The organism is Erwinia sp. AC075 (assembly GCF_979253995.1).
Map to the genome: position 1 here is coordinate 1303198 of NZ_CEEDEU010000001.1, position 21403 is coordinate 1324600.

At 52.8% G+C, this 21403-nt stretch carries 18 protein-coding genes and 1 pseudogene; 4 read left to right on the plus strand and 15 right to left on the minus strand.

Annotated features, from left to right (window positions below; genetic code table 11):
- Positions 1 to 16: 16 nt before the first annotated feature.
- Positions 17 to 820, plus strand: coding sequence for an inositol monophosphatase family protein (locus AC0IXH_RS06175; RefSeq protein ID WP_471720180.1), 804 nt, complete (start codon positions 17 to 19; stop codon positions 818 to 820).
- A gap of 128 nt (positions 821 to 948) precedes the next feature.
- On the opposite strand, the gene AC0IXH_RS06180 is transcribed toward AC0IXH_RS06175, so the two are convergent.
- Positions 949 to 2235, minus strand: coding sequence for a methyl-accepting chemotaxis protein (locus AC0IXH_RS06180; protein WP_013202214.1), 1287 nt, complete (start codon positions 2233 to 2235; stop codon positions 949 to 951).
- 465 nt (positions 2236 to 2700) lie between these two features.
- Here AC0IXH_RS06180 and AC0IXH_RS06185 point away from each other — a divergent pair, with 465 nt between their 5' ends.
- A complete protein-coding gene (locus AC0IXH_RS06185; protein WP_471720181.1) occupies positions 2701 to 3162 on the plus strand; it encodes a GNAT family N-acetyltransferase in 462 nt (153 codons plus the stop codon).
- A 146-nt stretch (positions 3163 to 3308) separates the two neighbouring features.
- Here the strand turns inward: AC0IXH_RS06185 and AC0IXH_RS06190 are convergent, their stop codons facing one another.
- The 10 genes and pseudogenes from AC0IXH_RS06190 to AC0IXH_RS06235 all read right to left on the minus strand — a co-directional run bounded on the left by AC0IXH_RS06190 (position 3309) and on the right by AC0IXH_RS06235 (position 13976).
- Positions 3309 to 3881, minus strand: a complete 573-nt coding sequence (locus AC0IXH_RS06190) for a GrpB family protein (RefSeq protein WP_471720182.1) — start codon at positions 3879 to 3881, stop codon at positions 3309 to 3311.
- 255 nt (positions 3882 to 4136) lie between these two features.
- A complete protein-coding gene (locus tag AC0IXH_RS06195; protein ID WP_346567289.1) occupies positions 4137 to 4550 on the minus strand; it encodes a hypothetical protein in 414 nt (137 codons plus the stop codon).
- 339 nt (positions 4551 to 4889) lie between these two features.
- Positions 4890 to 5186: a hypothetical protein gene (locus tag AC0IXH_RS06200; protein ID WP_346567287.1), complete on the minus strand. Its 297-nt coding sequence runs from the start codon at positions 5184 to 5186 to the stop codon at positions 4890 to 4892.
- Between the two features lie 65 nt (positions 5187 to 5251).
- Positions 5252 to 5443 carry a hypothetical protein gene (locus AC0IXH_RS06205; protein ID WP_471720183.1) on the minus strand — a complete coding sequence of 64 codons (192 nt, stop codon included), beginning with the start codon at positions 5441 to 5443 and terminating at the stop codon, positions 5252 to 5254.
- 115 nt (positions 5444 to 5558) lie between these two features.
- A complete protein-coding gene (locus AC0IXH_RS06210; RefSeq protein ID WP_471720184.1) occupies positions 5559 to 5936 on the minus strand; it encodes a CDI toxin immunity protein in 378 nt (125 codons plus the stop codon).
- A gap of 318 nt (positions 5937 to 6254) precedes the next feature.
- Entirely contained in the window at positions 6255 to 7112 is an 858-nt protein-coding gene (locus AC0IXH_RS06215; protein WP_471720185.1) for a polymorphic toxin type 50 domain-containing protein, read from the minus strand.
- Between the two features lie 61 nt (positions 7113 to 7173).
- Positions 7174 to 7686, minus strand: a complete 513-nt coding sequence (locus AC0IXH_RS06220) for a hypothetical protein (RefSeq protein ID WP_471720186.1) — start codon at positions 7684 to 7686, stop codon at positions 7174 to 7176.
- A 196-nt stretch (positions 7687 to 7882) separates the two neighbouring features.
- Positions 7883 to 8122, minus strand: a complete 240-nt coding sequence (locus AC0IXH_RS06225) for a hypothetical protein (RefSeq protein WP_013202207.1) — start codon at positions 8120 to 8122, stop codon at positions 7883 to 7885.
- A gap of 4 nt (positions 8123 to 8126) precedes the next feature.
- Positions 8127 to 13028 (minus strand): annotated as a pseudogene (locus AC0IXH_RS06230) (hemagglutinin repeat-containing protein); the annotation flags it as partial.
- A 15-nt stretch (positions 13029 to 13043) separates the two neighbouring features.
- Positions 13044 to 13976 carry an NmrA/HSCARG family protein gene (locus AC0IXH_RS06235; RefSeq protein WP_471720187.1) on the minus strand — a complete coding sequence of 311 codons (933 nt, stop codon included), beginning with the start codon at positions 13974 to 13976 and terminating at the stop codon, positions 13044 to 13046.
- Positions 13977 to 14076: 100 nt separating this feature from the next.
- Between AC0IXH_RS06235 and AC0IXH_RS06240 the strand changes: the two genes are divergently transcribed.
- Both AC0IXH_RS06240 and AC0IXH_RS06245 read left to right on the plus strand, forming a co-directional pair.
- Entirely contained in the window at positions 14077 to 14427 is a 351-nt protein-coding gene (locus AC0IXH_RS06240) for a winged helix-turn-helix transcriptional regulator (protein ID WP_013202203.1), read from the plus strand.
- Between the two features lie 34 nt (positions 14428 to 14461).
- Positions 14462 to 15016, plus strand: a complete 555-nt coding sequence (locus AC0IXH_RS06245; protein WP_013202202.1) for a DUF2867 domain-containing protein — start codon at positions 14462 to 14464, stop codon at positions 15014 to 15016.
- A gap of 91 nt (positions 15017 to 15107) precedes the next feature.
- Here the strand turns inward: AC0IXH_RS06245 and fabF are convergent, their stop codons facing one another.
- The 4 genes from fabF to AC0IXH_RS06265 all read right to left on the minus strand — a co-directional run bounded on the left by fabF (position 15108) and on the right by AC0IXH_RS06265 (position 21275).
- A complete protein-coding gene (gene fabF / locus AC0IXH_RS06250; RefSeq protein WP_471720188.1) occupies positions 15108 to 16397 on the minus strand; it encodes a beta-ketoacyl-ACP synthase II in 1290 nt (429 codons plus the stop codon).
- The gene (locus AC0IXH_RS06255; RefSeq protein WP_471720189.1) at positions 16384 to 19485 is read right to left on the minus strand and encodes an efflux RND transporter permease subunit; all 3102 of its coding nucleotides are present in this window, start codon (positions 19483 to 19485) and stop codon (positions 16384 to 16386) included. The genes fabF and AC0IXH_RS06255 overlap by 14 nt, the downstream gene beginning before the upstream one ends.
- Positions 19482 to 20588 carry an efflux RND transporter periplasmic adaptor subunit gene (locus AC0IXH_RS06260; RefSeq protein WP_471720190.1) on the minus strand — a complete coding sequence of 369 codons (1107 nt, stop codon included), beginning with the start codon at positions 20586 to 20588 and terminating at the stop codon, positions 19482 to 19484. The genes AC0IXH_RS06255 and AC0IXH_RS06260 overlap by 4 nt, the downstream gene beginning before the upstream one ends.
- A 66-nt stretch (positions 20589 to 20654) precedes the next feature.
- On the minus strand, positions 20655 to 21275 hold the full coding sequence (locus AC0IXH_RS06265; RefSeq protein WP_134824148.1) for a TetR/AcrR family transcriptional regulator: 621 nt from the start codon (positions 21273 to 21275) through the stop codon (positions 20655 to 20657).
- Positions 21276 to 21403 lie beyond the last annotated feature (128 nt).

A 21403-nucleotide genomic window follows, 5' to 3' on the forward strand; every position in this document is an offset into this window, starting at 1 on the left:
GATGTAAGGAACAACTATGACTGAGTTAGATAACGGCGCGCTGATGGAGCGTCTGGCGCTGGCCGAAAAAGCCGCCAGAACCGGCGGCGCGCTGGCCCTGAAGTGGTTCAATCAGCGTGAGCGTTTAGTGATTGAAACCAAGAAAGATCTGCAGGATGTGGTCTCGATTGCCGATCGCGAAGTCGAACAGCATATCGACGATTTGATCCGTACGCAGTTCGCCAACGACGGTTTCCTGGGTGAAGAAACCGGGTTACAAACCGGCACCTCAGGCTTCACCTGGGTGGTCGATCCGATTGATGGCACCAGCCCGTTTCTTAACGGCATGCAAAACTGGTGCGTCTCCGTCGCGGTGCTGTATGCCGGTGAGCCGGTGATTGGAGTGATTTACGCGCCTTGTTTTGATGAGTGCTACATTGCCGCCAGCGGCAAGGGCGCAACCTTAAACGGCGTCACGTTGAAGGTCGATCCGGCCAGAACCTTGCAAAACCATGTGGTCGGTTTTGGTGCCAACAGCTACGTGACGCCAAAAGAAGTCGGCGAGTTGTTGAGCGCCGTGCTGGAAGCGGGCGGCAACTTTATCCGCATCGGATCGGGCGCATTGATGCTGGCGTGGGTCGCTGCCGGTCGCGTGGTCGGATATTTCGAACCCTATATGCATGCCTGGGATTGCCTGGCCGGATACTGCCTGGTGAAAGAAGCGGGCGGCTGGTATTTACCGTTTAACACCGAAGGCGATCGCATAACCAAAGGCGCTAAGGTTCTGGCGGTTGCACCGGGTGCGGAAGAAGAGCTTAAGCGGATCGCCGGCGTTAAGTAGTTGCCGAACCCGGTAAAAAAGCAGAAGAAAAGGGCGCAAATAACTAATTTGCGTCCTCTTTTTGGTGTTGCTACGTGAATTCTGCAAGGCCAGTGCCTTGATAGATTGGCAGAATTCACGTAGCGCGATCACACGTCAAGTCGGTGGATAACGCTGACAAACTGGCTGACGCCGCTGTTGATTTCCTTCAGGCTGCGCGACAGGTCGGTGATTTTATCCTGTTCAGAGGTGACGAACTGTTTCACCGCATCGAGCTGCTTATACATCTGCTGGATCAGGTCTGAGTTCAGCTCCACCACGGTGGTGATTTTTTGCGTGGCGCTGGCGGTTGATGCCGCCAGCCGGCGCACCTCCGCCGCAACCACGCTGAATCCGCGTCCGGCTTCACCCGCGCGGGCGGATTCAATGGCGGCATTCAGCGCCAGAATGTTGGTCTGCGCGGCAATCACGTTAATGGTATCCACCACTTCGCTGATGCTTTTGGCCGAAGCACTGAGCTGTGCACCAATCTCTGTCGCCGCATTCACCTGAACGGCAACCAGCCCGGAGTTGCGCACCGTTTCATCCAGCACTTCGTTGGCATTGTGGGTGATCTGCGAGGTTTGCTCGGAGGTGGTGACGGCAATGTCGGCCACGCGTTTAGCTGCTTCCACACGGGCGGTGATGTCCGAGGCGATCTTGATCACCTTGTACACATGGCCATCGGCGTCATACACCGGGTTGTAGCTGGCTTCCAGCCAAATGCGTTCACCGCTGGCGGTTTTGCGCTCGAAGCGTCCGACAAAGTGCTGGCCTTTGCCAATTTTCTGCCAGAAATCAGGGTTTTCCCGATAGAAGCTTTCAAAGCAGAAGATGCGATGATGCTGCCCGACGATATCAGACAGGCTGTAGCCCATATGGGTGAGAAAGTTGCTGTTGGCCGTCAGGATTTTGCCATCCGGCGTGAACTCAATCACTGCCATTGACAGATCCAGCGCGGTGATCACCGCTTCTTTTTGTTCCAGTTCCTGATGGCGGGCGGTGATATCACTCGCCACTTTGATCACTTTATAAACCTGGCCTTTATCATCGCTGACCGGGAAGTAGGTCGCGCTGAGATAGAAACGCTGGCGCAGTTTACTGAAGCGTTCAAAGATGCCGGTAACGGACTCGCCGCTGGCTAAAGTTTGCCAGAAGGCGGCATAAGCGGATGAGCGGCTGAAGTCTGGCTTACAAAAAATTCGGTGGTGCTTGCCCTGAATCTCACTGAGCGTGTAGCCGGTAACGTCGAGGAACTGCTGATTGGCGCTGAGGATCTCTCCATCGGGCAAAAACTCAATCCATGCCACATGCTGTTTGATCGCATCGATATCCCTTGCGATGCTATTACTTTTGGACGAGGGCAGAGAAAAAACCGATTTTTTCACACCAAACATAGAACACCTCAGGAAGTTAGCAATAGCGCAATGATCCCGTTGCGGGCGCGGCGTCTGGCCACGTCCATCACAACGAAATTCTGTTCGGCAAGCGGCCGCGTAATTTTCCCTGCTGGACACTTGATCCAACGCCTTAAGGCGACGGACGTATCTCTTTACGCACGTTGGTGCGCATGCTGGGATGAAATGGGAGTCATTTTCCTGATGTTCTGTAAAAAGTAACGGGCACGCAAATGCCTGTCTTAAGTGGTATCGGCAGCGGTGAGAAAAGGATGAGGGGAACATGCAAATCATTTACGTGTTTTGTGCGCTGGATGGGGTTGTGGATGAAGTGAAAGGTAAGGTTAAGAGGCGAGGGAGCCTGGCGGGTCTGTGGTGGGCAGATTGTGAAACGTGGGAGCCGTTGATGTCAGCCTGCAATTTTACTAATGTTGCGTGGGGTTTTCGTTTATTCAGAGGCATGCAATGGTCATCATAACCAGGTTGTACCGGCCAGAAGATTTGGATGCAGCGATTGCCGTGTTCCAATGCGCGGTGCGTGGCATCGCCAGCAAGGATTATGATCAACAGCAGATTATGGCGTGGAGTCAGGTCGATCGTCAGCGCTGGCAGCAGCGGTTAAATGACAGCAAGGTTTGGCTGGCGGAAATCGATCGGCGCATTGTCGGCATCATCAGTCTGGAAGCAGTTGGTCATCTGGATTTGTTGTTTACCGATGCGGAGTATCAGCGACGCGGCGTAGCGACAGCGCTGTACAACACGGTTGAACAATGGGCGAGGGAGAACGGCGTGACGTCGATGGTGACTGAAGCAAGCATCACGGCAAAACCGTTTTTCATTCACCAGGGTTTCGATGTGAACGAACAACAGCTGGTGCAGGTGCGGGGGCAAGCGTTTATCAATTTCAAAATGCAGAAGATGTTGTGACGATCCAGTGGCGTCCCAGATTGATGGCCAGCAGAGAGATTGGCAATGACTAGCCGCCAGATGAGTAATAGAGGGAAGGTATGGGATTTATCAATGGGCGATTCGCGGGTTAATATGCAATTTAACATAATATACATTATGCGAACCTAGGTATCGTTACGGGGATTCTGTGCTTTTGAGCCGCCAGTGGCTTTGGTAGCCTTTTGCCGAGCTTCTGGCTCTTCCATGGCAAGCTTCAGATAATGAATGATGAAATCCGTCTTCATCTGCTGATACCGCTTTATGTCATTCCTACAAACTGCGGCCGCGTTCTGTTTCAGCTCCGCGTAAGCTTCTGCCACTTGCGGGTTCTCAATCAGATAATCTCTGAACGCAAGATGTTTAACGACTTGTTCATCACCCACCTCAAACGCATGCACCTGATGACTCCGACGATCTCCGCCTTTGGTGAAGTATCTTCTGCCGGCAATGCCGTTTTCACCCCGCGCATCAAAACCTGACGCAGCCATGGCCACGTTGCATTTATCCAACTCGCTCAGGTCTGTGACTTCCAGCAAAATGTCTATCACCGGCTTCGCCACCAATCCCAGTACTGATGTGCTGCCGATATGATGACTGGACACCATCACTGACTTCAGCACAGCCTCCAACCTGGCGCGTTCTGCTTGATACTGCACTGGCCACTGCTGATCGTATGGCGCTACGACGACAATGCGCATTGGTATGTCCTCCGTTTTATCGTTTTTCGATGGCGTCGCTACGTGAATTCTTTTATGACGTGGCACCCCTTGCCTTGCAGATTTCACGTAGCGATATCATTTTTGAATGTCCGCGCTGTGGATCTCAAGCTTCGCCACCTCACCGCGCCTGATCCCCATTGACCATAACTGGAGTTTACCTGGGTGATCACCGCAAAGATTGGGTAGCTGACCGTTAAAGTAAAAATCCCGGCACGAAGGCCGGGATTACTTATTTTAACGTAGCCAAAATGGAATATCACCAGACGATAATGCATCATATTCTTCTACCGCTCGATCTCGATGCCCCATAAAATCTGGCATATCAGTCACGACTATTTTTACTGGCTTATAAACATTCCAGTCTTCATAAAACCCCTCCGCAGATTTTATGCAATGCTCAATACCATTGAAATACTCTAAAAACCTTTCCTCAACGTCTTTTGGTAAAAATACTCGTAATTTTTTTATTAATGAATGAGTTTTATCCAAGTCCTCAAGATGAACATATCTGAGATAAAGCTGCTCAAGTAAACACTCATCTTCCTTATCATTAATATTTTCATTCAAAATATAAATAAACTCAACCATATCTGAAGGATAGCCAAGTTCAACGATTGAACTACCACCATAAAACCCTATGTGTTTCATCCTAGTTACCTTTTGAATTCAATGTTACCCGCGCCTCCGCCAGAACCGGAGATCATGAAGACGCTGAAGAAGGTCTGTAAGCTTTCGGGACGTAAAAGGCAGGCTGTTATTTTCAACCACCGCTACAGCATGGCGGTAATGACAAAATGTGGCCGGGATCTTTTATGTCATTAATGACAAAAGTTTTTTCATGCTAATACATTTTTTTCGATTCAGGTTGTAAGTTGCTTTCAATTTCTTTCCAAAGCTCTGTATTTTCATCAGAAGCAGTAACTAATGATTCAACTAAGCCTTTTGTTTTGTGACCGCCATCATTACATGAACCTGTAGCGTGGTTTATTAATACTCAGAGTGATAAATAACTTTATAGAGATCTCCAAGTTCTTCCTGAAGAAGGCGAGCCAGTTTATAACCATCGTCAATAAATCGTTTTTCTTCCTCTTCATTTCTAAAACCAGACGAAGCCGGATCGTTTATATTGAGTGTCGCATCATACCGCTCAGCCCATTCTCTAAGCCTATCTTTTAATTCTGAAGTTATCAGTAACTCTTCAGGAGATATGTCCCCGTAGTTTTCTGGAGAAACATCCCATAATGGATGGCACTGATAATCAGCCATTAATTTTATAATTTTCATTTACTGAGCCTCGCAAGTAGCTCCCACTATATATCCGTTATTTCCGACAGTAACAGCAATGTTATTTATTCATTAACTTCCAAAATCCATATAAGATTTTCTACCGCTTTTTGTTGTTCTAATTCATCGGGGCTTAACAATAGATTAATTAATTGAGCATCTAAAGCACTGTCATAGACATCAATGCTCACCCAGCCTTTAGACCAAATGTCAACAGTCCCGAGCTTATCTCCCCTCTCAAACTCAACACGTTCCAAGTCACCAAAATCACCATTTCTAAAAGAACTGGTTGATCACCAGGCTGGCTGAGGAATGATCGGCGGGTAAAAAGATCCCGGCTCGGTGGCCGGGATTAATTTTTCAGATTATCTTTTATTTAGATCTTATTCCCAAACGGAAAATTTCAGTTGGGAATAAAGGTTGCAGTATGATTTCATTATTAAAAATAAATAACTTCGGTGATAAGGCTGTTACATCATAAATATTTTCAGCGATTAAACTAAAATTTGCCCTGAAAATAGGAACATTGGCATCATCAACAAGAACAAATACATCAGATTTTTTCATGAAACTTATATTCAATAAATCATCAATATCTTCATAATCAGAATATTCAATTTCCGGCCAAGAAATGGCTCCCGTTACAAAGGGGTATTTATTAAAAATATCAAGAGCTTCTTTCTTTTCTTGCCCTTCGACAATACTAAAATCAGCACTAAGTGCTTCTTGACACTCTTCAAATAAAGTCATGTTCTCTACCTGTTTAGCTGCTTCAATATCGTTTCAAAAGCTTTTTCGTTACCCTCAAATGGTATGACCTGCTTAACCGCTTTTCCTGGTCCCTTACCTTGAGAATAATCCCATAAGTTAATATGTGTGCCTTTGTCTGGATCATAATCAACACGCCAACCTTTATTAGAATCGATTACAGCCTTGTAAAGCCTGCAAAAAGCTGTCGGCCCATAAACAGCGGGAGATGGCGGCGTTTATTGAATTGGTTGCCACACCGCAGAAGCGGCCACGTAAGATCCCGGAAGGGATGGTTGAATGGCGGTCAATCTGAGGTAACTAGCTGGTTATAAAATAAAATCCCAGCCGTAAGGGCTGGGAGGTAGTCGGTGTGGAGACGCCCGTTTGAGGATCTATATAGTTCCCAATGACTTTACCATAGTTAATTCTTTCCTTAGAACCGGGTGTTCCAATAGCTGTATTACCGACCAGTTGACCTGTCCCTAATTTTGAAAGCAATGAATCAGGCTGAACTGTGAGTACACTTTTATTTAATCCAGCTTCAGACGCTATTTTGTATTCATTAGTTCCTGGGACATGTTTATTCTGCTGGCCTTGATTAATCGAAGGTTTAGCTGTGCTGCTTGCAGAGCTACCAGAACCTTTACCAGCCTTACTCACCCCACCCAGCGCACTTAACGCCACACCCGCAATAATATCGGCCTGAACCTGATCAAGGCCGTATTTCGCCATGATCTGCTCTGACACTTTATTGCTGGCAACGATCCCGTCTGCATCCATCTGGTGTGCCCAGGTCGCGGTCAGATCGTAGACCATCTTGATCGGGATGTCTTCGCCCATCGCCCGATCCAGCGCCTGCTTAACTGCCATGCTGTCGGCCAGTACATCGCCGTATTTCTGCTGGCAGGCTGCCGGACTGGTTGCGCAGTCGCTGATAAGCTGCTTCTGCTGGGCGGTGCTCAGTTCTTCATACTTAGTGACAATGCCGCCGCAGTCGCCGCCGCCAGCCTTGCACTGCTTCATTTCTGCGGACCAGGCATCTATCTGTTTGCTGCTCAGATAGTTATTCTCAACCTCAGTCCTGCCTGCAGATGCCCCGCTTCCAATTCCTGCACTGCCATCCACTGCTCCGCCTGTCGCTGCGCCTGCCAGCGTTACAATATTGGCGATAAGCATTTTTTCATCAGCAGACAGCTCTGAAGGCTCCCTGCCAAACAACAATTTACTGAGCGCGTCGTTATAACAAGCCTGCAGTTAACCCGCCCGCAGCGCCTCCAGCCACGCTACCGCCCTGAGCTTTGGCAATAAGCCCCGATGCCAGGGTGTGCAACAGAATTCGCAACGGCTCATTGTCTTGCGAAACCTGCTTCACCATCTGTGCCAGCAGTGGAGCCGCACCGGCTGCGACAGCCCCGCCTACGTTCCCGCCCGCAAGGCCGGCAAACACGCCGCTGATGGCCTGCGCGGCAATCTGCATTTTTGAGCCAATACCATATTTATCTTCGGCTGCCTTATCCAGCACTTTTTCTTTTTCAACGTCAGTCAGCTTGTTGAATTCACTGTCGTTCTCAAGCTTTTTCTTCTGCTCTTGCTTCTCCTGTTCCTTCAGATAATCGAACGTCTGCGTAATGACCTGCTGTGCCAGTGCGGCCATCTCGCGCTGTGCGGTGAGGCTGTTCTGCACTTTTTCCGCATCGAAGCTGTCCATTAGCGCATTCTCTGCGGACGCCGTGTCCCGACTGAGTTGCAAGACATCCTGCTGCTGATCGTCCGGGTTTCGTATCTCGATAGTACCCGGCGAGATGGCGCTGTAGGTGGTTGAACCCGCACACCGCAGAAGCGGCCACGGAAGATCCCGGAAGGGACGATTGAGTGTCGGCAGACCTAAGGTAGCTCGCTGGTTATAAAGTAAAATCCCAGCTGTAAGGGCTGGGATTCCATCTTGGTTAGGATACTTTCAATTCTTCCATTGCTTCCTCTAATATCTGCAAAAAGCTGCTCAGACTAAATTTCATTGCATTCTGTTCAGCTAACATTCTGGCATCTGAGAAGAATTCGATCTCAATATTATCAGGACCTTTATCTTTGTTTAATTGGCAAACTATTTGATCCTTATAAGAGATCTCTGCTGTGATTTTTTCGTATTTAGAATCACTGAAGAACGTTATTTCAAAATTGTTATCCATATTTTTATCTCGGCATTTTAGGATCTAAGAAACCAGAAAATGAACCATCAGAGTTATATCGCACCCCTCTACCGTCAGGAAGTCTGTATTCTACGCCCCCTCTGGACAGGTCTGTTTTTACAGTGTTTTTATTGTTCAAAACTTCGTTTACAAACTGATTAGCTGCTTCGCTTTTTTGTGCGGGATTACCTTTTAATGGTTCAAAAACACCGCCAGGTCTACCTGCATGTTTTTCCCACGCTCTGGCCGCTGCTGATAATCCTTGCTCATTAATTGGCTCATTGGCCGAAGAGACAAGATCATCTTTTTTGAAACGATCAAAATTATTATTCTGTTTATTCTCATTATTCCGCGCATTCTCCTCATCCTGAGGCTCCCAGCCGCCCGGTGTTCCGGATCCGGATCCACTCAGTTCAGCCTTCTCTGCATCGGTCAGATCCTTTCCAATATTAGGCTGATTTGCGCTGCTTTCGCCAGTATCTTCAGAACAGGCCCGCCCGAATGAACACTGTGTGGCTTTATCTATGGCTTCACCAAAATCTTTCAGCGAACCGTCCAGGCCGGAAGCTATCTGCTTATCCGCATCCTGTTTGACCTGATCGCCGGGGCCAACGGGCACGCCCGGTACAGGCACTGGTGCAGGCAGAATAAGATTGTTGTTTTCGAGCGACGTTTTACCCGCCTGCGCCCCCGCAACCGCATCCGCCGTGCTGTCACCAACAACGCCACCGGCAAGTCCTGCCGCCAGTGTCCCCAGCGCGCTTATCGTCTGGCGCTGCTCTTCCGTCAGGTCTTTACGGTCAACGCCCGGATACATCTGCTGGGCTATGTATTCACCCATTACCGCGCCGGAGGCCCCTGCTAATGCGCTGTTGCCCGCAGCCCAGGAAGTTACTGCACCAACCACGGCATGAGCCATCACGTTGGCTTGTGTGTTCACCACATCCTTACCGTCAGGGCCTTTTGTGGTGGTCATATTATGAATTTGCTCAGCGAGGTAAGGCGCCGCCGCGCCGCTGACTGCCTGAGCGATATTCCCACCCGCCAGACCCTGCACCGCCGCAGTCGCCGCCTGGATACCCTGCTGGATGGCGCTGCCGGTTCCCCATTGCTGTTGGGCCGTTTTATAGCCGGAGGTTTCCGTCAGGGCTTTATTCCAGGCGGCACGTTCTTCCTTCGTGGCATTCTCACCCGGTTCTTTAACGCCTTTCGCAGCCAGCTCTGCCTTACCGGCTTTTGTGGCTTCTATCTGGCCCTGCGTCCTGGCAATATCCATTGCTTGCACGCCGATCTCACCTATCAACTGCGCTGTCTGCAGACGTTTTTGTTCTTTCTCTTTGTTAAAGATCGGACTGATACTGTCGTTAGCATGCTCGGTATCACGGCTCAAGTCATCCACATTCTGCTGTTGATTGGCTTTATCACGAACAATGATTGTGCCCTGTGCCAAAGCAGACTGGGTGGTTCCTTCTGCATGCCCGGAACCCCCTGCGCCTGCCAGCAGTGTATTTGCCATATTGCCCGCAAACTGCCCCCCCATGCTCGCACCAGAACTAATACCAATTCCCGCATGTTCGGTTTTATAATCTGCTTCATTATGAATATCGGTATAACCCAGGGTACCGGTATCAAGACGATTTTTATCAGCGTCCGCCTGGCTGGCAATTACGGCGCCGTTCAATTGCGTGTGATTACCGACCGTAATGTCGAAACCGCCCTTACCCGCATAAATCCCGCTCTGGTCAGTCACACTGTCATAATTGCTGTGCATCTTGTCCTGACTGACGTTGACGTAACCAGAGCCCGTCATGGAACCAAAGGTGAAACTGCCTCCTGCCCCAAAACTGGTTTGTTTCGAATCGTAATTGTCGCTGTCCTGAAGGCTGGCCATCGTCAGGTCACGCCCAATATCAGCTTTGACGCTGTTGCCATTCACCTGCGCACCGCTGAGCGTGGTATCACGGCCGCTAGTAATAGATACATCTCCACCGCTATCCAGAGTGGTCTCACTCCAGACAGTACCATTGCCTTTTTCATGACCTTTAGCGCCATTGACGCTGGCAAAGATACTAAGCCCTGCACTGCCCGACCCTACGCCAAAGCTGATCCCAACTCCGCCACCGCTGCTGCTGTTCTTTCCGGTGGTCTGTTGCGTGTTAGACGCCGCGGCCAGTGTGATGTCGTTTGCTGCATGTAAGGAGGTATCGCCAGCAGCTTTCAGCTGACTGCCGGCAATCAGCAGGTCACCGCTATTAACACCGTTTCCTTTACCGGTCGCATCAATACTGAGATTTTTTCCGGCATTGATCGTTGAGCCGCTAACCGTGTCTGATTGTTGGTGTTGTTGTGATTTCGATTGTTGAGTAGTCAGTGACAGACTGATGCCAATGCCGTTGTTGGGATCGCCATTTGCCTGTGCGAGCTGACTTCCCTGATTAGCTTGCACACCGGAGAGTACCGCTTTTGTCGCCTGTAATGCGGCAAGTCGTCCGTCACTCTCCTGCTTTGCAGACTGCGCTGCGGCAATAGCACTATTGACTGCTTCAGCCACTGCACCGGAGAGCGCAAGAGTAAGGCCACTCGTGCGTTGTTCAAACCGTTCATCACGCGTCCGCACGTCATGGCCCGGAGTGATTGCCACGCTATCGCCCTGGAGTGCCATGTTACCACCGGCAATAAGATCGGCACCGTTGACCTGAAGTTGCTTACCAGCCGTAATTGAAACATCCCCGGCGGTGCTACCCACCGTGCTAATGCTTTGACTTTGCGTAGTCCCTTTCTGCTTCATCTCGTGAAGAGATTTACTGCTACCAATGCTAATCCCTAGCCCACCGGTACCCATCAAACCGCTTTTTTTGGTTTCCGAGAAACGCCAGGCCGAATCCATGTTGGTTGCGGCTGCGATCTCAACGTTATTACCTGCGTTTAGGTCAACTTTTCCGTCACCAACCACTTGAGAACCCTTAACCAGCAGGTCATTTCCAGCAGAAACGGAGACATTATTCCCGCTTAGCAGAGTGCCTTTTTCATTGGTTGCACTGTCTTCCTGAATGGTATGCGTCGTCTTCTTGCTGAGCAGACCTTTTTTGGTTTTTGTTTCTTCTTTGTAGTAATAATCGCTCTCTGTCGCAGTACCCAGATCTACGTTATTACCGGCGCGCAATGTAATGTCCTGTTGAGCCGTTATATCACTCGCCTGACTGTTGATGTCATGACCAGCTATTAACGAAGTATTGCCACCGCTGGCTATTTCAGTGCCCTGCTGACGCACGGTTTCATTGATCACCGTTTTCTTGCTGCCGCGCTCGCTGTTGCCGGATGTTGTCGCTTCCGCATCAAGATAGATATCACGTCCCGCCTGAAGACCAATATCACCCTCTGCTGCCAGCGCTGCCGCCTGACTGGTTATATCCTGCCCGGCTCTTAACGTCAGATCGCCGCCGCTGGAAAGCGTTGTGCGCTCGGCACCTGAGCTATGCGTTTCTTTGTTGCCTATTTTGCGGCTTTCGCTGGTCGCGATGCTGTTGAGACTGAGGTCGTGCCCGGCATTGAGCAGCAGATCGCCACCAGCATTGAGTGAGGCACCAGTGATATTTATATCGTTGCCGGACTTCAGACTGAGCGCATCTTGTGACGTAATCGCCGCCTTCTGGCCAATCAGCGTCTTGCTTGCCTGCACCGGTCCGTTGCCGCCTATCGTCCACATTGAGCTGGCGGTGATGTTATTGATGTCACCGTTAATGCTCTCCAGAGCAACTTTTTTACCACTGATGGTTGAGCTGACGTTGTTGATATTGTTTAACGCGCCTAGCTGAAGGTCACTGCCCGCTTTAATGAGACCGGCGTTGAGATTGTCGATGTTATTCTGACTGTCTATCGCTACGGCGTTCTGCGCAGTAATGCTGCTGCCACTGTTGGTGATATTGCCACCTGACAGCGTGACGTTATTACCTGCAATAACGCTGCCGTCATTCATCGCTGCGTCTTTGGATGACAGGTAAACTTTAGGGACCAGTACTGTCTGGCCATTCACTGAAGCGGACTCCCACCAGATAATGCTCTTATCCAGTGACGCGATCTGTTCTGCCGTCAGAGATATACCAAACTGCAGCCCGAGTGATTGCTGTGCCGCTGCCGCGTTATCCATCATGTACTGCATCTGATCCAACTCGGATCCAATCCCATTCAGATAGCGGCTACCGGTCTGATTAAGCACGGTATTGCTGACGTAACGCGTATCAAACGCCGCATCGCCGAGGAAGCGGTAATCGCTTTCAGGTTTCAGGTTGAGGCGATCAAGCAGATAGGCCGAACCGAGGAAGGTGTTTACATCGGTATATTGCTGACGCGTTTCCTGCAACGCACTACCCGGCTGTTTCCCCAACAGCGCATTGAGATCGCCAAACAGACTGCTATCGAGTTGCCCCAATCCATTGAGTTTTGGGTTGAGGGTGATCAGGTACGGACTTTTGCTGTCTCCTGTAACGAAGTAGCCATTTTCACTGGAGGGTAGCGGATAGGCGCTGGTGTCGACGTTTGCGGCGGCGTAATGGTGAAGCGATGCGGGCAGCACACTGGTGCCACTGGCGGCATTATGTGCCTTTTCAACGTCAGTGAGATTTTTTGTCGCTTCTGACCGATCCACCAGCGTCGCGCCGCCGTTAACCTGCTGCAGCGCATTTTGCAGTTGATCGCGCCATTCTGGCGAGTTGATCGCCACATTCTCACTGCCCGTCAACTGCTGGCGTGATAATGATGTCGCCTTGTTTATGCCTGACAGACCGCTGAGGGCTGGTGCGGCCAGCGTATTACCGCTCCATCCGGCATTTGCCGTGGTCGAGGTGTTGCTGATGTCACCGCTGAAGCTGGCATTTATGCTGCCTCCCGCCTGGATCACGGCCCGAATGTTAATCGCTTAGGATTACCGCAACGCGATATCGGCACTCTCATTGACTAACGCCGCGGCAAGCGCCTCTTTGCCTGGCCCTGCCAGCCATTCCTGCAGTCGGGTTAAATGACCAAACTCCTGGTTCAGCGCCGGCAAATCCGCATGACCGGCGCAGCGACCGTCGTCTATCACGGCAGCCAGACGCTTGAGAAAATCATTCTCATTGAGCAGCGTCTCGGAGAAACGCTGATAGTGGATAGGTTTACCGGCCGCCTGGCTGAGCAAAGCCTGCAAATCATTCCCGGTAACCCGATCGCCGGCGATCTCGAGGGTTCGTCCCGCAAACTGTTGCGGCTTGCTAAAAATTTCAACCACAATTTTGCCGATGTCCTGCACGGCGATAAGCTGAAAAGCCTGCTCCGGGCGAGCAAAGAAGGTGAATTTATCCTGATCCAGCCCCATGCCAGGCAGCAGCAGCAGTTCCATAAAGGCCGCTGGTCGGATAATCGTATAGCGAATTTCCATCTGCCGTATATGGTTCTCAATCTCGGTCTTGCTGTCAAAATGCCCCAGCCCGGTGGGGCCCTGACCTGCGGCGTTCACCGAGGTGTAAACCAGATGCTGAACCCGTTGCTCGACGGCGAAATCGGCGATCGTCTTGCCGTAACGAATTTCCTGCTCATCCGTCACGCCGTAGGCTTCACCCTGCCCTGAACTTGGCTGGATGCTGAATACGCCATAGACGCCGCGCAGTGCTTCGCGGATAGATTCACCGTCGTTGAAGTCGCCCTTTACCAACTGCGCGCCAGCGGCCGCCAGACTCATGGAGGCGGGGCTGGTCAGATCGCGAACGAATGCCCTGACCGGTAGGCCACGGGATAATAATGCAGAAGCCACGGCTCCACCTTGCTGACCGGTGCTGCCAAAGACCAAAATGGGGCGATTGTGCGGATGATTAAGCGTCATAGTGCTCTCCTTGTTATCAGAGATCTTATTAGTATACTATTTATACCTGATTGCAATTAGGTACCTGAATGCCACCAGGTAGCCTGGAGTATCCTTCCTTATGTCTTCATCAACGCCTCAACAGCTGGAATCAAGTCGGGTGATTCTGGAAGAGTTAACCAGTAAATGGACGCTGCTGGTCCTTAATGAACTCTGTCATGGACCCGTGCGCTTTAATGCGCTGCGCCGTGCGATGCCGGACATCACCCAAAAAGCGCTGACGCAGACGCTGAGGAGACTGGAAGCTAATGGATTTATCACCCGCACGGTACTGACCCAGTCGCCGGTGGCGGTGATCTATGAAATCTCCGCCCTTGGACGCTCGTTAGAACCGCATCTACAGGCGATTTTGCTGTGGGTTGAGCAGAATAAGGGGGAAATTGAGGCGGCTAAACGTAACTGGGTCGGTTAATATCCTAAACAATCTCTTTAAAAGGAAGGCCTGCATGGAAATGCATAAAGCATCAAAAGGCGTCTTTGTTACACCTCCGCCATTACGGGCGAAAAACCACTTTAGTTCGCCTGACCTGATTGATTGTTACGGGGTTATTTTGCCTGCGGGCACCCGGGCAGATGCCTACTGGCTTGCTCAGATTGCCTTTTCAAAGCCGCCGGCCCTGTTTCGTGGCCTGATGAAATTGCGGGATATGATAGTCTCGCCTTTTTGCGTCAAAACCTCCGAAGAGATTAAGCATCACGACAGCAACGTCGATCATATCGCCTTCTTCCCGGTGATCCACTCCTCACCTGACGAAGTAGAGCTGGGAATGTTGGACAGCCATCTGGATTTCAGGGCCTGGTTTACGCTTGATGCTACCGACGCCGGGATGATGCTGCGTTCAACAACCAGCGTAAAGGTGAACAGCTGGTTTGGCAGAATTTATCTTTTTGTCATTACCCCGTTCCACGTCGCGGTGGTGCGATCCGCTCTGCGCCGGGTTGTCTCGCGATCGGGAGATCCGGACTGGCAGCCTGGGGCTAAAAATTTGACCACGATTTAAAAAGACAACTTTCCCGGCAAGACGAGTGTGTTATTGCGATCGTCGCTAAACGATCGCAATAACTCGCGGTTAGTTCAGTGGATCAGAGTGATTAACTGACGTCTTCCCAGCGGCGAAAGAGAACGCTGGCATTGACGCCGCCGAAACCGAAGCCGTTTGATAATGCATAGGTGATGGCCGTTGGACAGGCTTTTAATGCCACAAAATTCAGTCCTTTTCCGGCCTCATCAGGATGATGCAAATTCAGCGTCGGTGGAATCACCTGGTCACGCAGTGCCAGCAGGGTAAAGATGGCTTCAATCCCGCCCGCTGCGCCCAGCAAATGGCCGGTCGCAGACTTTGTCGAGCTGATGGCCACATCAGATTCTGTGCCAAACACCGACTTAATGGCCGCCAGTTCGCCCCGATCACCCACCGGGGTTGAGGTGGCATGGGCATTGATATGCTGAATGTCGTCAGCCTTAACCCCCGCCTGACCTAACGCCAGTTCCATTGCCCGCCGGGCACCGCTGCCGTCTTCCGGTCCTGCCGTCAGATGCCAGGCATCGGCACTGGTGCCATACCCTACCAGTTCGGCAAGCGGGGTCGCGCCGCGCGCCAGCGCATGCTCAAGCGATTCGATCACCAAAAGTCCGGCGCCCTCTGCCATCACAAAACCATTGCGATCGCAGTCAAAGGGCCGTGATGCCTGTTCCGGTGCATCTGCAAATCCGGTTGAGAGCGCGCGCGCAGCGGCAAAACAGCCCAATGTGACGCGATCGATGGCTGCCTCGGTGCCGCCGCAAAGGGCAATATCCGCTTCACCACATCGAATTAGCCGGGCCGCATCGCCAATCGCCTGAACGCCTGCAGCACAGGCGGTGATCGGTGCGCCGAGCGGTCCCCGGAAACCATAGCGGATCGAGACATGGCCAGCCGCCATATTGGCAAGGAATGAGGGCGCAGTGAACGGTGATAGCCTGCGCGGACCTCGGGTATCTGTCGTCCTCACCGCATCCGCGATGGCACCAAACCCGCCCACGCCGGAGGCGATAATGGTGGCGGTTCGTTGCTGCTGATGGTCATCCTCAGGATGCCAGCCGGCCTGCGTCAGCGCTTCTTCGGCCGCAACGAGGGCAAATTCGATGAAACGGTCCATTTTCTTGCGTTCTTTGGCGGCGATAAACCGATCCGGATCGTAGCCTGCCTCAGGGTCTTCTGACAGAGAAGGAACCTGGCCTGCGACGGTAACGCCGGTTCCTTCACTGATTTCAGGCGACAGGCGGGTAATCCCCGAGCGCCCTTCCAGCAGCCTTTGCCAGACTTTCTCCGTGCCGCATCCCAGAGGGCTGACCAGGCCGCAGCCGGTCACGACGATGCGCGTGTTGTTATGACTGTTCATGGAGGACTACCTCTTTATCGTCAGGCGTTGATGTGCGGGGGCGAATTTTGAACCAGATTGCGTACATCGCCGGCAAGAACACCAGCGTGATGATGGTGCCGCCGAATGTCCCGCCAATCAGGGTATAAGCCAGGGTTCCCCAGAATACGGAGTGTGTCAGGGGAATAAAGGCCAGAATCGCGGCCATCGCGGTCAGCAATACCGGCCGGGCGCGTTGTACCGTCGCTTCCACCACCGCATCAAATGGCGCAAGTCCTTCACGTTGGTTGTGATCGATCTGCCCTATCAGGATCAGCGTATTACGCATCAGAATCCCCGACAGCGCGATGAGGCCGACCAGCGCATTGATACCAAACGGCTGGTGGAAGAGCAGCAGCGTGGGCACTACCCCTACCAACCCCAGTGGCGCGGTGAGGAATACCATCACCATCGCCGACATCGAGCGGACCTGCAGGATAATGATCAACAGCGTCATGGCGATCATAATCGGGAACAGCGGCGCCATCGCTTTGGTGGCTTTGCCGGATTCTTCGATCGATCCCGCCTGTTCGATGCGGTATCCGGCCGGAAGCTGGGCGATGATCGGCTGCAAAGCGGTCATGATTGCCGTGGAGACATCCGGCGGCTGCAGGTGCTCGGCAATATCGCCGCGCACGGTAATCGTCGGGGTGCGATCGCGACGACGCAGAAGCGGATCTTCCATCCGCACGTCAACCGCCCCGATTTGAGAAAGCGGAATGCGCTGGCCGGCGGAACCCACCAGGGTGAAACCGGCAATTTTTGCCGGATCGAGCCGGATATCGCCTGCCGCGCGTGCCATAACCTGCACCGAACGAATGTCTTCACGCACGGAGGTCAGCGGAACGCCTGACAGCAGGAACTGAAGCTGTTGCGCCACCGCATTGGAGGTCAGTCCCACCGCCTGCAGGCGATGCTGATCAAGTGTGAAATGCAGCGTCGGCACGCGTGGGCCCCAGTCAGTATTGACGGTCCTCATCATCGGGCTGGCCTGCATCACGGCTTCCACCTTGCCGGCGATGGCGCGCACGGTGTCGGGATCCGGTCCCATCACGCGATAGGCCACCGGATACGGGGAATACGGACCAAACACCAGCTGCGTCACCCGCACGCGCGCTTCGGGCGCCAGCCCCGCTGCTACGGCGTCACGAAGCCGAAACTTAAGCTTTTCACGCGCGTCCTGACTGTCGGTCAGCACCACAATCTTGGCAAATGACGGATCCGGTAGTTCTGGCGCCATGGCCAGATAAAAACGCGGCGGCCCCTGTCCGATGTAAGACGTGGTGATTTGTGCCTCTTTCTGCTTTCTAAGCCAGCTTTCGATTTTCGCGGTTGTGGCGCTGGTCTGCTCAATCGAGGTGCCATAAGGCATCTGCACTTCTACCAGTACTTCCGGGCGATCGGAGGTCGGGAAAAATTGTTTATTCACCACGCCCATGCCGACTATCGCAACAGCGAAGAGCGCAATGACGCTGCCGGCCACCATCCACTTGCGTGCAATGACGCGGGTCAGTAAGCGACGAAAGCGGTTGTAATGGCGGGTGTTGTAAATGGCCGCATGTCCCCCTTCCACCTTTTTGATGTCCGGCAGCATTTTTACGCCCAGATAGGGCGTAAATACCACCGCCACCACCCAGGAGGCGATCAGCGCAATCCCGACGATCCAGAACATATTGCTGGTGTATTCACCGGCGGTGGACTGAGCAAACCCGTTGGGCATAAAACCGACGGCGGTGACCAGCGTGCCAGCCAGCATTGGTGCAGCCGTGTGAGACCAGGCATAGGCGGAAGCTTTAATTCGGTCGTAGCCCTCCTCCATTTTCACCACCATCATTTCGATGGCGATAATGGCATCATCGACCAGCAGACCCAGCGCCAGAATCAGCGAACCCAGCGTAATCCGGTCGAAGTTTTTCCCGGATGCCTCCATCACCACAAAGACGATGGCCAGGGTCAGCGGCACCGCGGCAGCCACCACTACCCCCACGCGCCACCCCATACTGACAAAACACACCACCATCACCACAAGCAGCGCGACGAAAAACTTGATCATAAACTCGTCAACGGCGGAGCTGATGTTGACGGACTGATCGGTGACCTTGGTCAGACTCATTCCCAGCGGCATGCCGTGGTTGATTTTTGCCGTCTCCGCATCCAGCGCTTTACCCAGATCCAGGCCGTTCCAGCCATCCCGCATAACGATGCCCAGCAACAGCGCCGGCTCGCCCTGATTGCGGATCAGGAAGGTGGCAGGATCCTGATAACCACGCGCAACGGTTGCCACGTCAGAAAGTTGCAGGGTCCGGCCTCCGGCGACGATCGGCGTTTCACGGATTTTGTCCAGCTTGTCGAATGCGCCATCGAGACGGATAAAGACCTGCGGTCCCTGGGTATCAATCGACCCGGCAGGCGTGAGCAGATTCTGACTGTTGAGGGCGGAGAAAATATCTTCAGGGGCAATGCCCAGCGTGGCCAGTCGGTCATGGGAGAAGGAAACAAAGATACGTTCGGCCTGTTCGCCGATGATATTGACCTTTTTTACGCCCGGCACATGCAGAAGCTGCTGGCGCAGCGATTCGGCATCACGGGCCAGCAGCCGCTGCGGTTCGCCTTTTGCCTTTAAGGCAAAAAGCGCAAAGGTCACGTCGGAGAATTCATCATTGATCATCGGCCCGGTAACGCCAGCCGGCAGGTTACCGGCCTCATCACCCAGCTTCTTACGTGCCTGATAAAATTCTTCCTGCACCTGTGAAGGCGGCGTGCTGTCCTGCAGTGACAGCAGGGTAAAAGCCAGACCGGGGCGGGTGTAGGTTTCACTGCGGTCGTACCACTTCAGTTCCTGCAACCGCTTTTCAAGCGGTTCGGCCACCTGGTCCTGCATTTCCTGTGCGGTGGCACCTGGCCAGGCCGTAATAATCGTCATTTGCTTGACGGTGAAAGGCGGATCCTCAGCGCGCCCCAGTTCAAAGAACGACAGAATGCCGGCCACGGTAATCAATATAATCAGAAACAGTGTGATTGAGCGCTCGCGAACGGCCAGCGCTGAAAGATTGAATCGCCCTTCCCTCATGGCCGGCTCCCGGCAATGCTGCCCTCGTTCTGTGCAATGCGCACGGCTTCACCCTCATGCAACAGATGAGCGCCCAGCGCGACCACCTGCTCACCCGGCTTAAGCGAACCGGTCACGCTTGCCGCATCGTCACCCAATACCACGACTGAAACCGGCCGCCATGACACTTTTGCCGGCGAGCCCGAAATCGTCCAGACTCCCGGCCCTTTTCCCGGATCATAGAGTGCGGCCAAAGGAACCTGCATCATCTGCTGCGGTAACGGATTGTCGCTGATATGCAGCGTGACGGTGGATCCCAGCGGGGCTGCCGCCAGCGTCCCCTCAAGCACATATCGCGCTTCGAAGGTACGGGTGACCGGATCGGCCGCATCGGAAAGGAGCCGCAGTTTCGCAGGAACGGCCTGTTGGTCGGCACCGTACAGCGTTGCTGCGGCCTCGCTGCCGGGAGCCGGTCGTAGCGTCTCGGGCAGTTGCACCACCGCCTCCCGCTGCCCTGCTCTGGCCAGACGGACAACCGGCTGCCCGGCGCTGACAACCTGACCGGGTTCAGCCAACGTTTCCATCACCACGCCGTCAGCATCGGCCAGCAGTACGGCATAGCCGGTGGCGTTTTGTGCCACATTCGCCTGTGCCTGAGCCGCACTGAGTTCAGCTTTGGCCGACTCTGCCGCCGCTTTGATGCCATCGTAGGCCGAGGCTGACACAGCGCCCGTTTTGACCAGGCCACGATAGCGCCCCTCATCATCAGTCGCTTGTTTTGCCCGCGCCCGTGCGGCAGCAACGGTCTGTTGCTGAGCCTGTGCCTGCAGGCGTAAGTCAACCGGATCCAGACGCATCAATGGCTGACCGCGCTTAACGTTCTGGCCGGTATCGACCAGGCGTTCGAGGATCTTCCCTTCAACGCGAAAGCCGAGGTCGCTTTGCACACGGGCAACCACAACGCCGGTGAAGGCGCGTGAGGCATCGACCGCACTGACGACGGTTGCCGTTCTTATCAGAGGGGGCTGAGTCCGGGGATCGTCAGCAACGGAAGCGTCACCGCAGGCCACCAGGGCAAGCGGCAACAGGTAAACAGCAAAACGGGCAGGATGTAGCCTGAGCATCGGTTCCCTTACACTTTAACAGGAGAGTAACCGCATTCTCAGACTAGTGACCAATATTGTCAATAGTCACCAGTCGGGTGAAAGACTTCTCAGTATCAACGAAGACAGGAGTGTTGCCGCAGCCGGCGCGGTTTCCAAATTGAATTGCAGTTGTACTGGACTGATGTAAGGCAGCATGACCAGATATATTGCCTGGGTTGCCTCATCCAGCGGCGTTTTACCTTCAAACTCCCCGGCCTGACGCCCTTCGACAATGATCTGTTCGATCAGCTGGCGCACCCGACCTTTATACGCTTCTGCTGAGGGCCAGCTATCACGCGACGCGACGGCAGCAATGTCATAAAGCTTGCGGTCGTGAAAAAACAGATCGCTGCCTGCTTCAGTTATGGCACTGAATAAACGCCGTATTTTTTCAGAGGCAGACGGCGCATCGGCAATGGCAGCATTGACTATCACCATAATCATCGCCAGTCGGTTGCTGCAAATCACCTCGCCGATGGCCTGCTTGGAATCGAAAAATTTGTAGATGTAAGACTTAGAAAAACCAATGGCTTTCGCCAGTTCCGACACGGTGGTTTTCTCATAGCCATAATGTCCAAAATGCTCGGTGGCAGCTTCGACAACCTGATCGCGGACACTGTGATCCGACGGCCCCCGCGGGGGGAGTTTATTTATTTGTTTCGTCATTTTGCCAGCTTAGCGTAATGCGTTCTGATTGACAACGCGTGACCATATCGTAATTAAGTCACTTGCTGATGTCAGGTTTAGGGTGGATTTCTGGCCCGTTGTTGTCGTAGTCAACGTCGCAAAAATCG

Coding starts and splice junctions, on each gene's coding strand:
- AC0IXH_RS06195 (WP_346567289.1), bottom strand. CDS start 4,550: ATGAAACACATAGGGTTTTATGGTGGTAGTTCAATCGTTGAACTTGGC.
- AC0IXH_RS06210 (WP_471720184.1), bottom strand. CDS start 5,936: ATGACTTTATTTGAAGAGTGTCAAGAAGCACTTAGTGCTGATTTTAGT.
- AC0IXH_RS06185 (WP_471720181.1), top strand. CDS start 2,701: ATGGTCATCATAACCAGGTTGTACCGGCCAGAAGATTTGGATGCAGCG.
- AC0IXH_RS06260 (WP_471720190.1), bottom strand. CDS start 20,588: ATGCTCAGGCTACATCCTGCCCGTTTTGCTGTTTACCTGTTGCCGCTT.
- AC0IXH_RS06180 (WP_013202214.1), bottom strand. CDS start 2,235: ATGTTTGGTGTGAAAAAATCGGTTTTTTCTCTGCCCTCGTCCAAAAGT.
- AC0IXH_RS06240 (WP_013202203.1), top strand. CDS start 14,077: ATGTCTTCATCAACGCCTCAACAGCTGGAATCAAGTCGGGTGATTCTG.
- fabF (WP_471720188.1), bottom strand. CDS start 16,397: ATGAACAGTCATAACAACACGCGCATCGTCGTGACCGGCTGCGGCCTG.
- AC0IXH_RS06225 (WP_013202207.1), bottom strand. CDS start 8,122: ATGGATAACAATTTTGAAATAACGTTCTTCAGTGATTCTAAATACGAA.
- AC0IXH_RS06235 (WP_471720187.1), bottom strand. CDS start 13,976: ATGACGCTTAATCATCCGCACAATCGCCCCATTTTGGTCTTTGGCAGC.
- AC0IXH_RS06190 (WP_471720182.1), bottom strand. CDS start 3,881: ATGCGCATTGTCGTCGTAGCGCCATACGATCAGCAGTGGCCAGTGCAG.
- AC0IXH_RS06200 (WP_346567287.1), bottom strand. CDS start 5,186: ATGAAAATTATAAAATTAATGGCTGATTATCAGTGCCATCCATTATGG.
- AC0IXH_RS06245 (WP_013202202.1), top strand. CDS start 14,462: ATGGAAATGCATAAAGCATCAAAAGGCGTCTTTGTTACACCTCCGCCA.
- AC0IXH_RS06175 (WP_471720180.1), top strand. CDS start 17: ATGACTGAGTTAGATAACGGCGCGCTGATGGAGCGTCTGGCGCTGGCC.
- AC0IXH_RS06255 (WP_471720189.1), bottom strand. CDS start 19,485: ATGAGGGAAGGGCGATTCAATCTTTCAGCGCTGGCCGTTCGCGAGCGC.
- AC0IXH_RS06265 (WP_134824148.1), bottom strand. CDS start 21,275: ATGACGAAACAAATAAATAAACTCCCCCCGCGGGGGCCGTCGGATCAC.
- AC0IXH_RS06215 (WP_471720185.1), bottom strand. CDS start 7,112: ATGCTTATCGCCAATATTGTAACGCTGGCAGGCGCAGCGACAGGCGGA.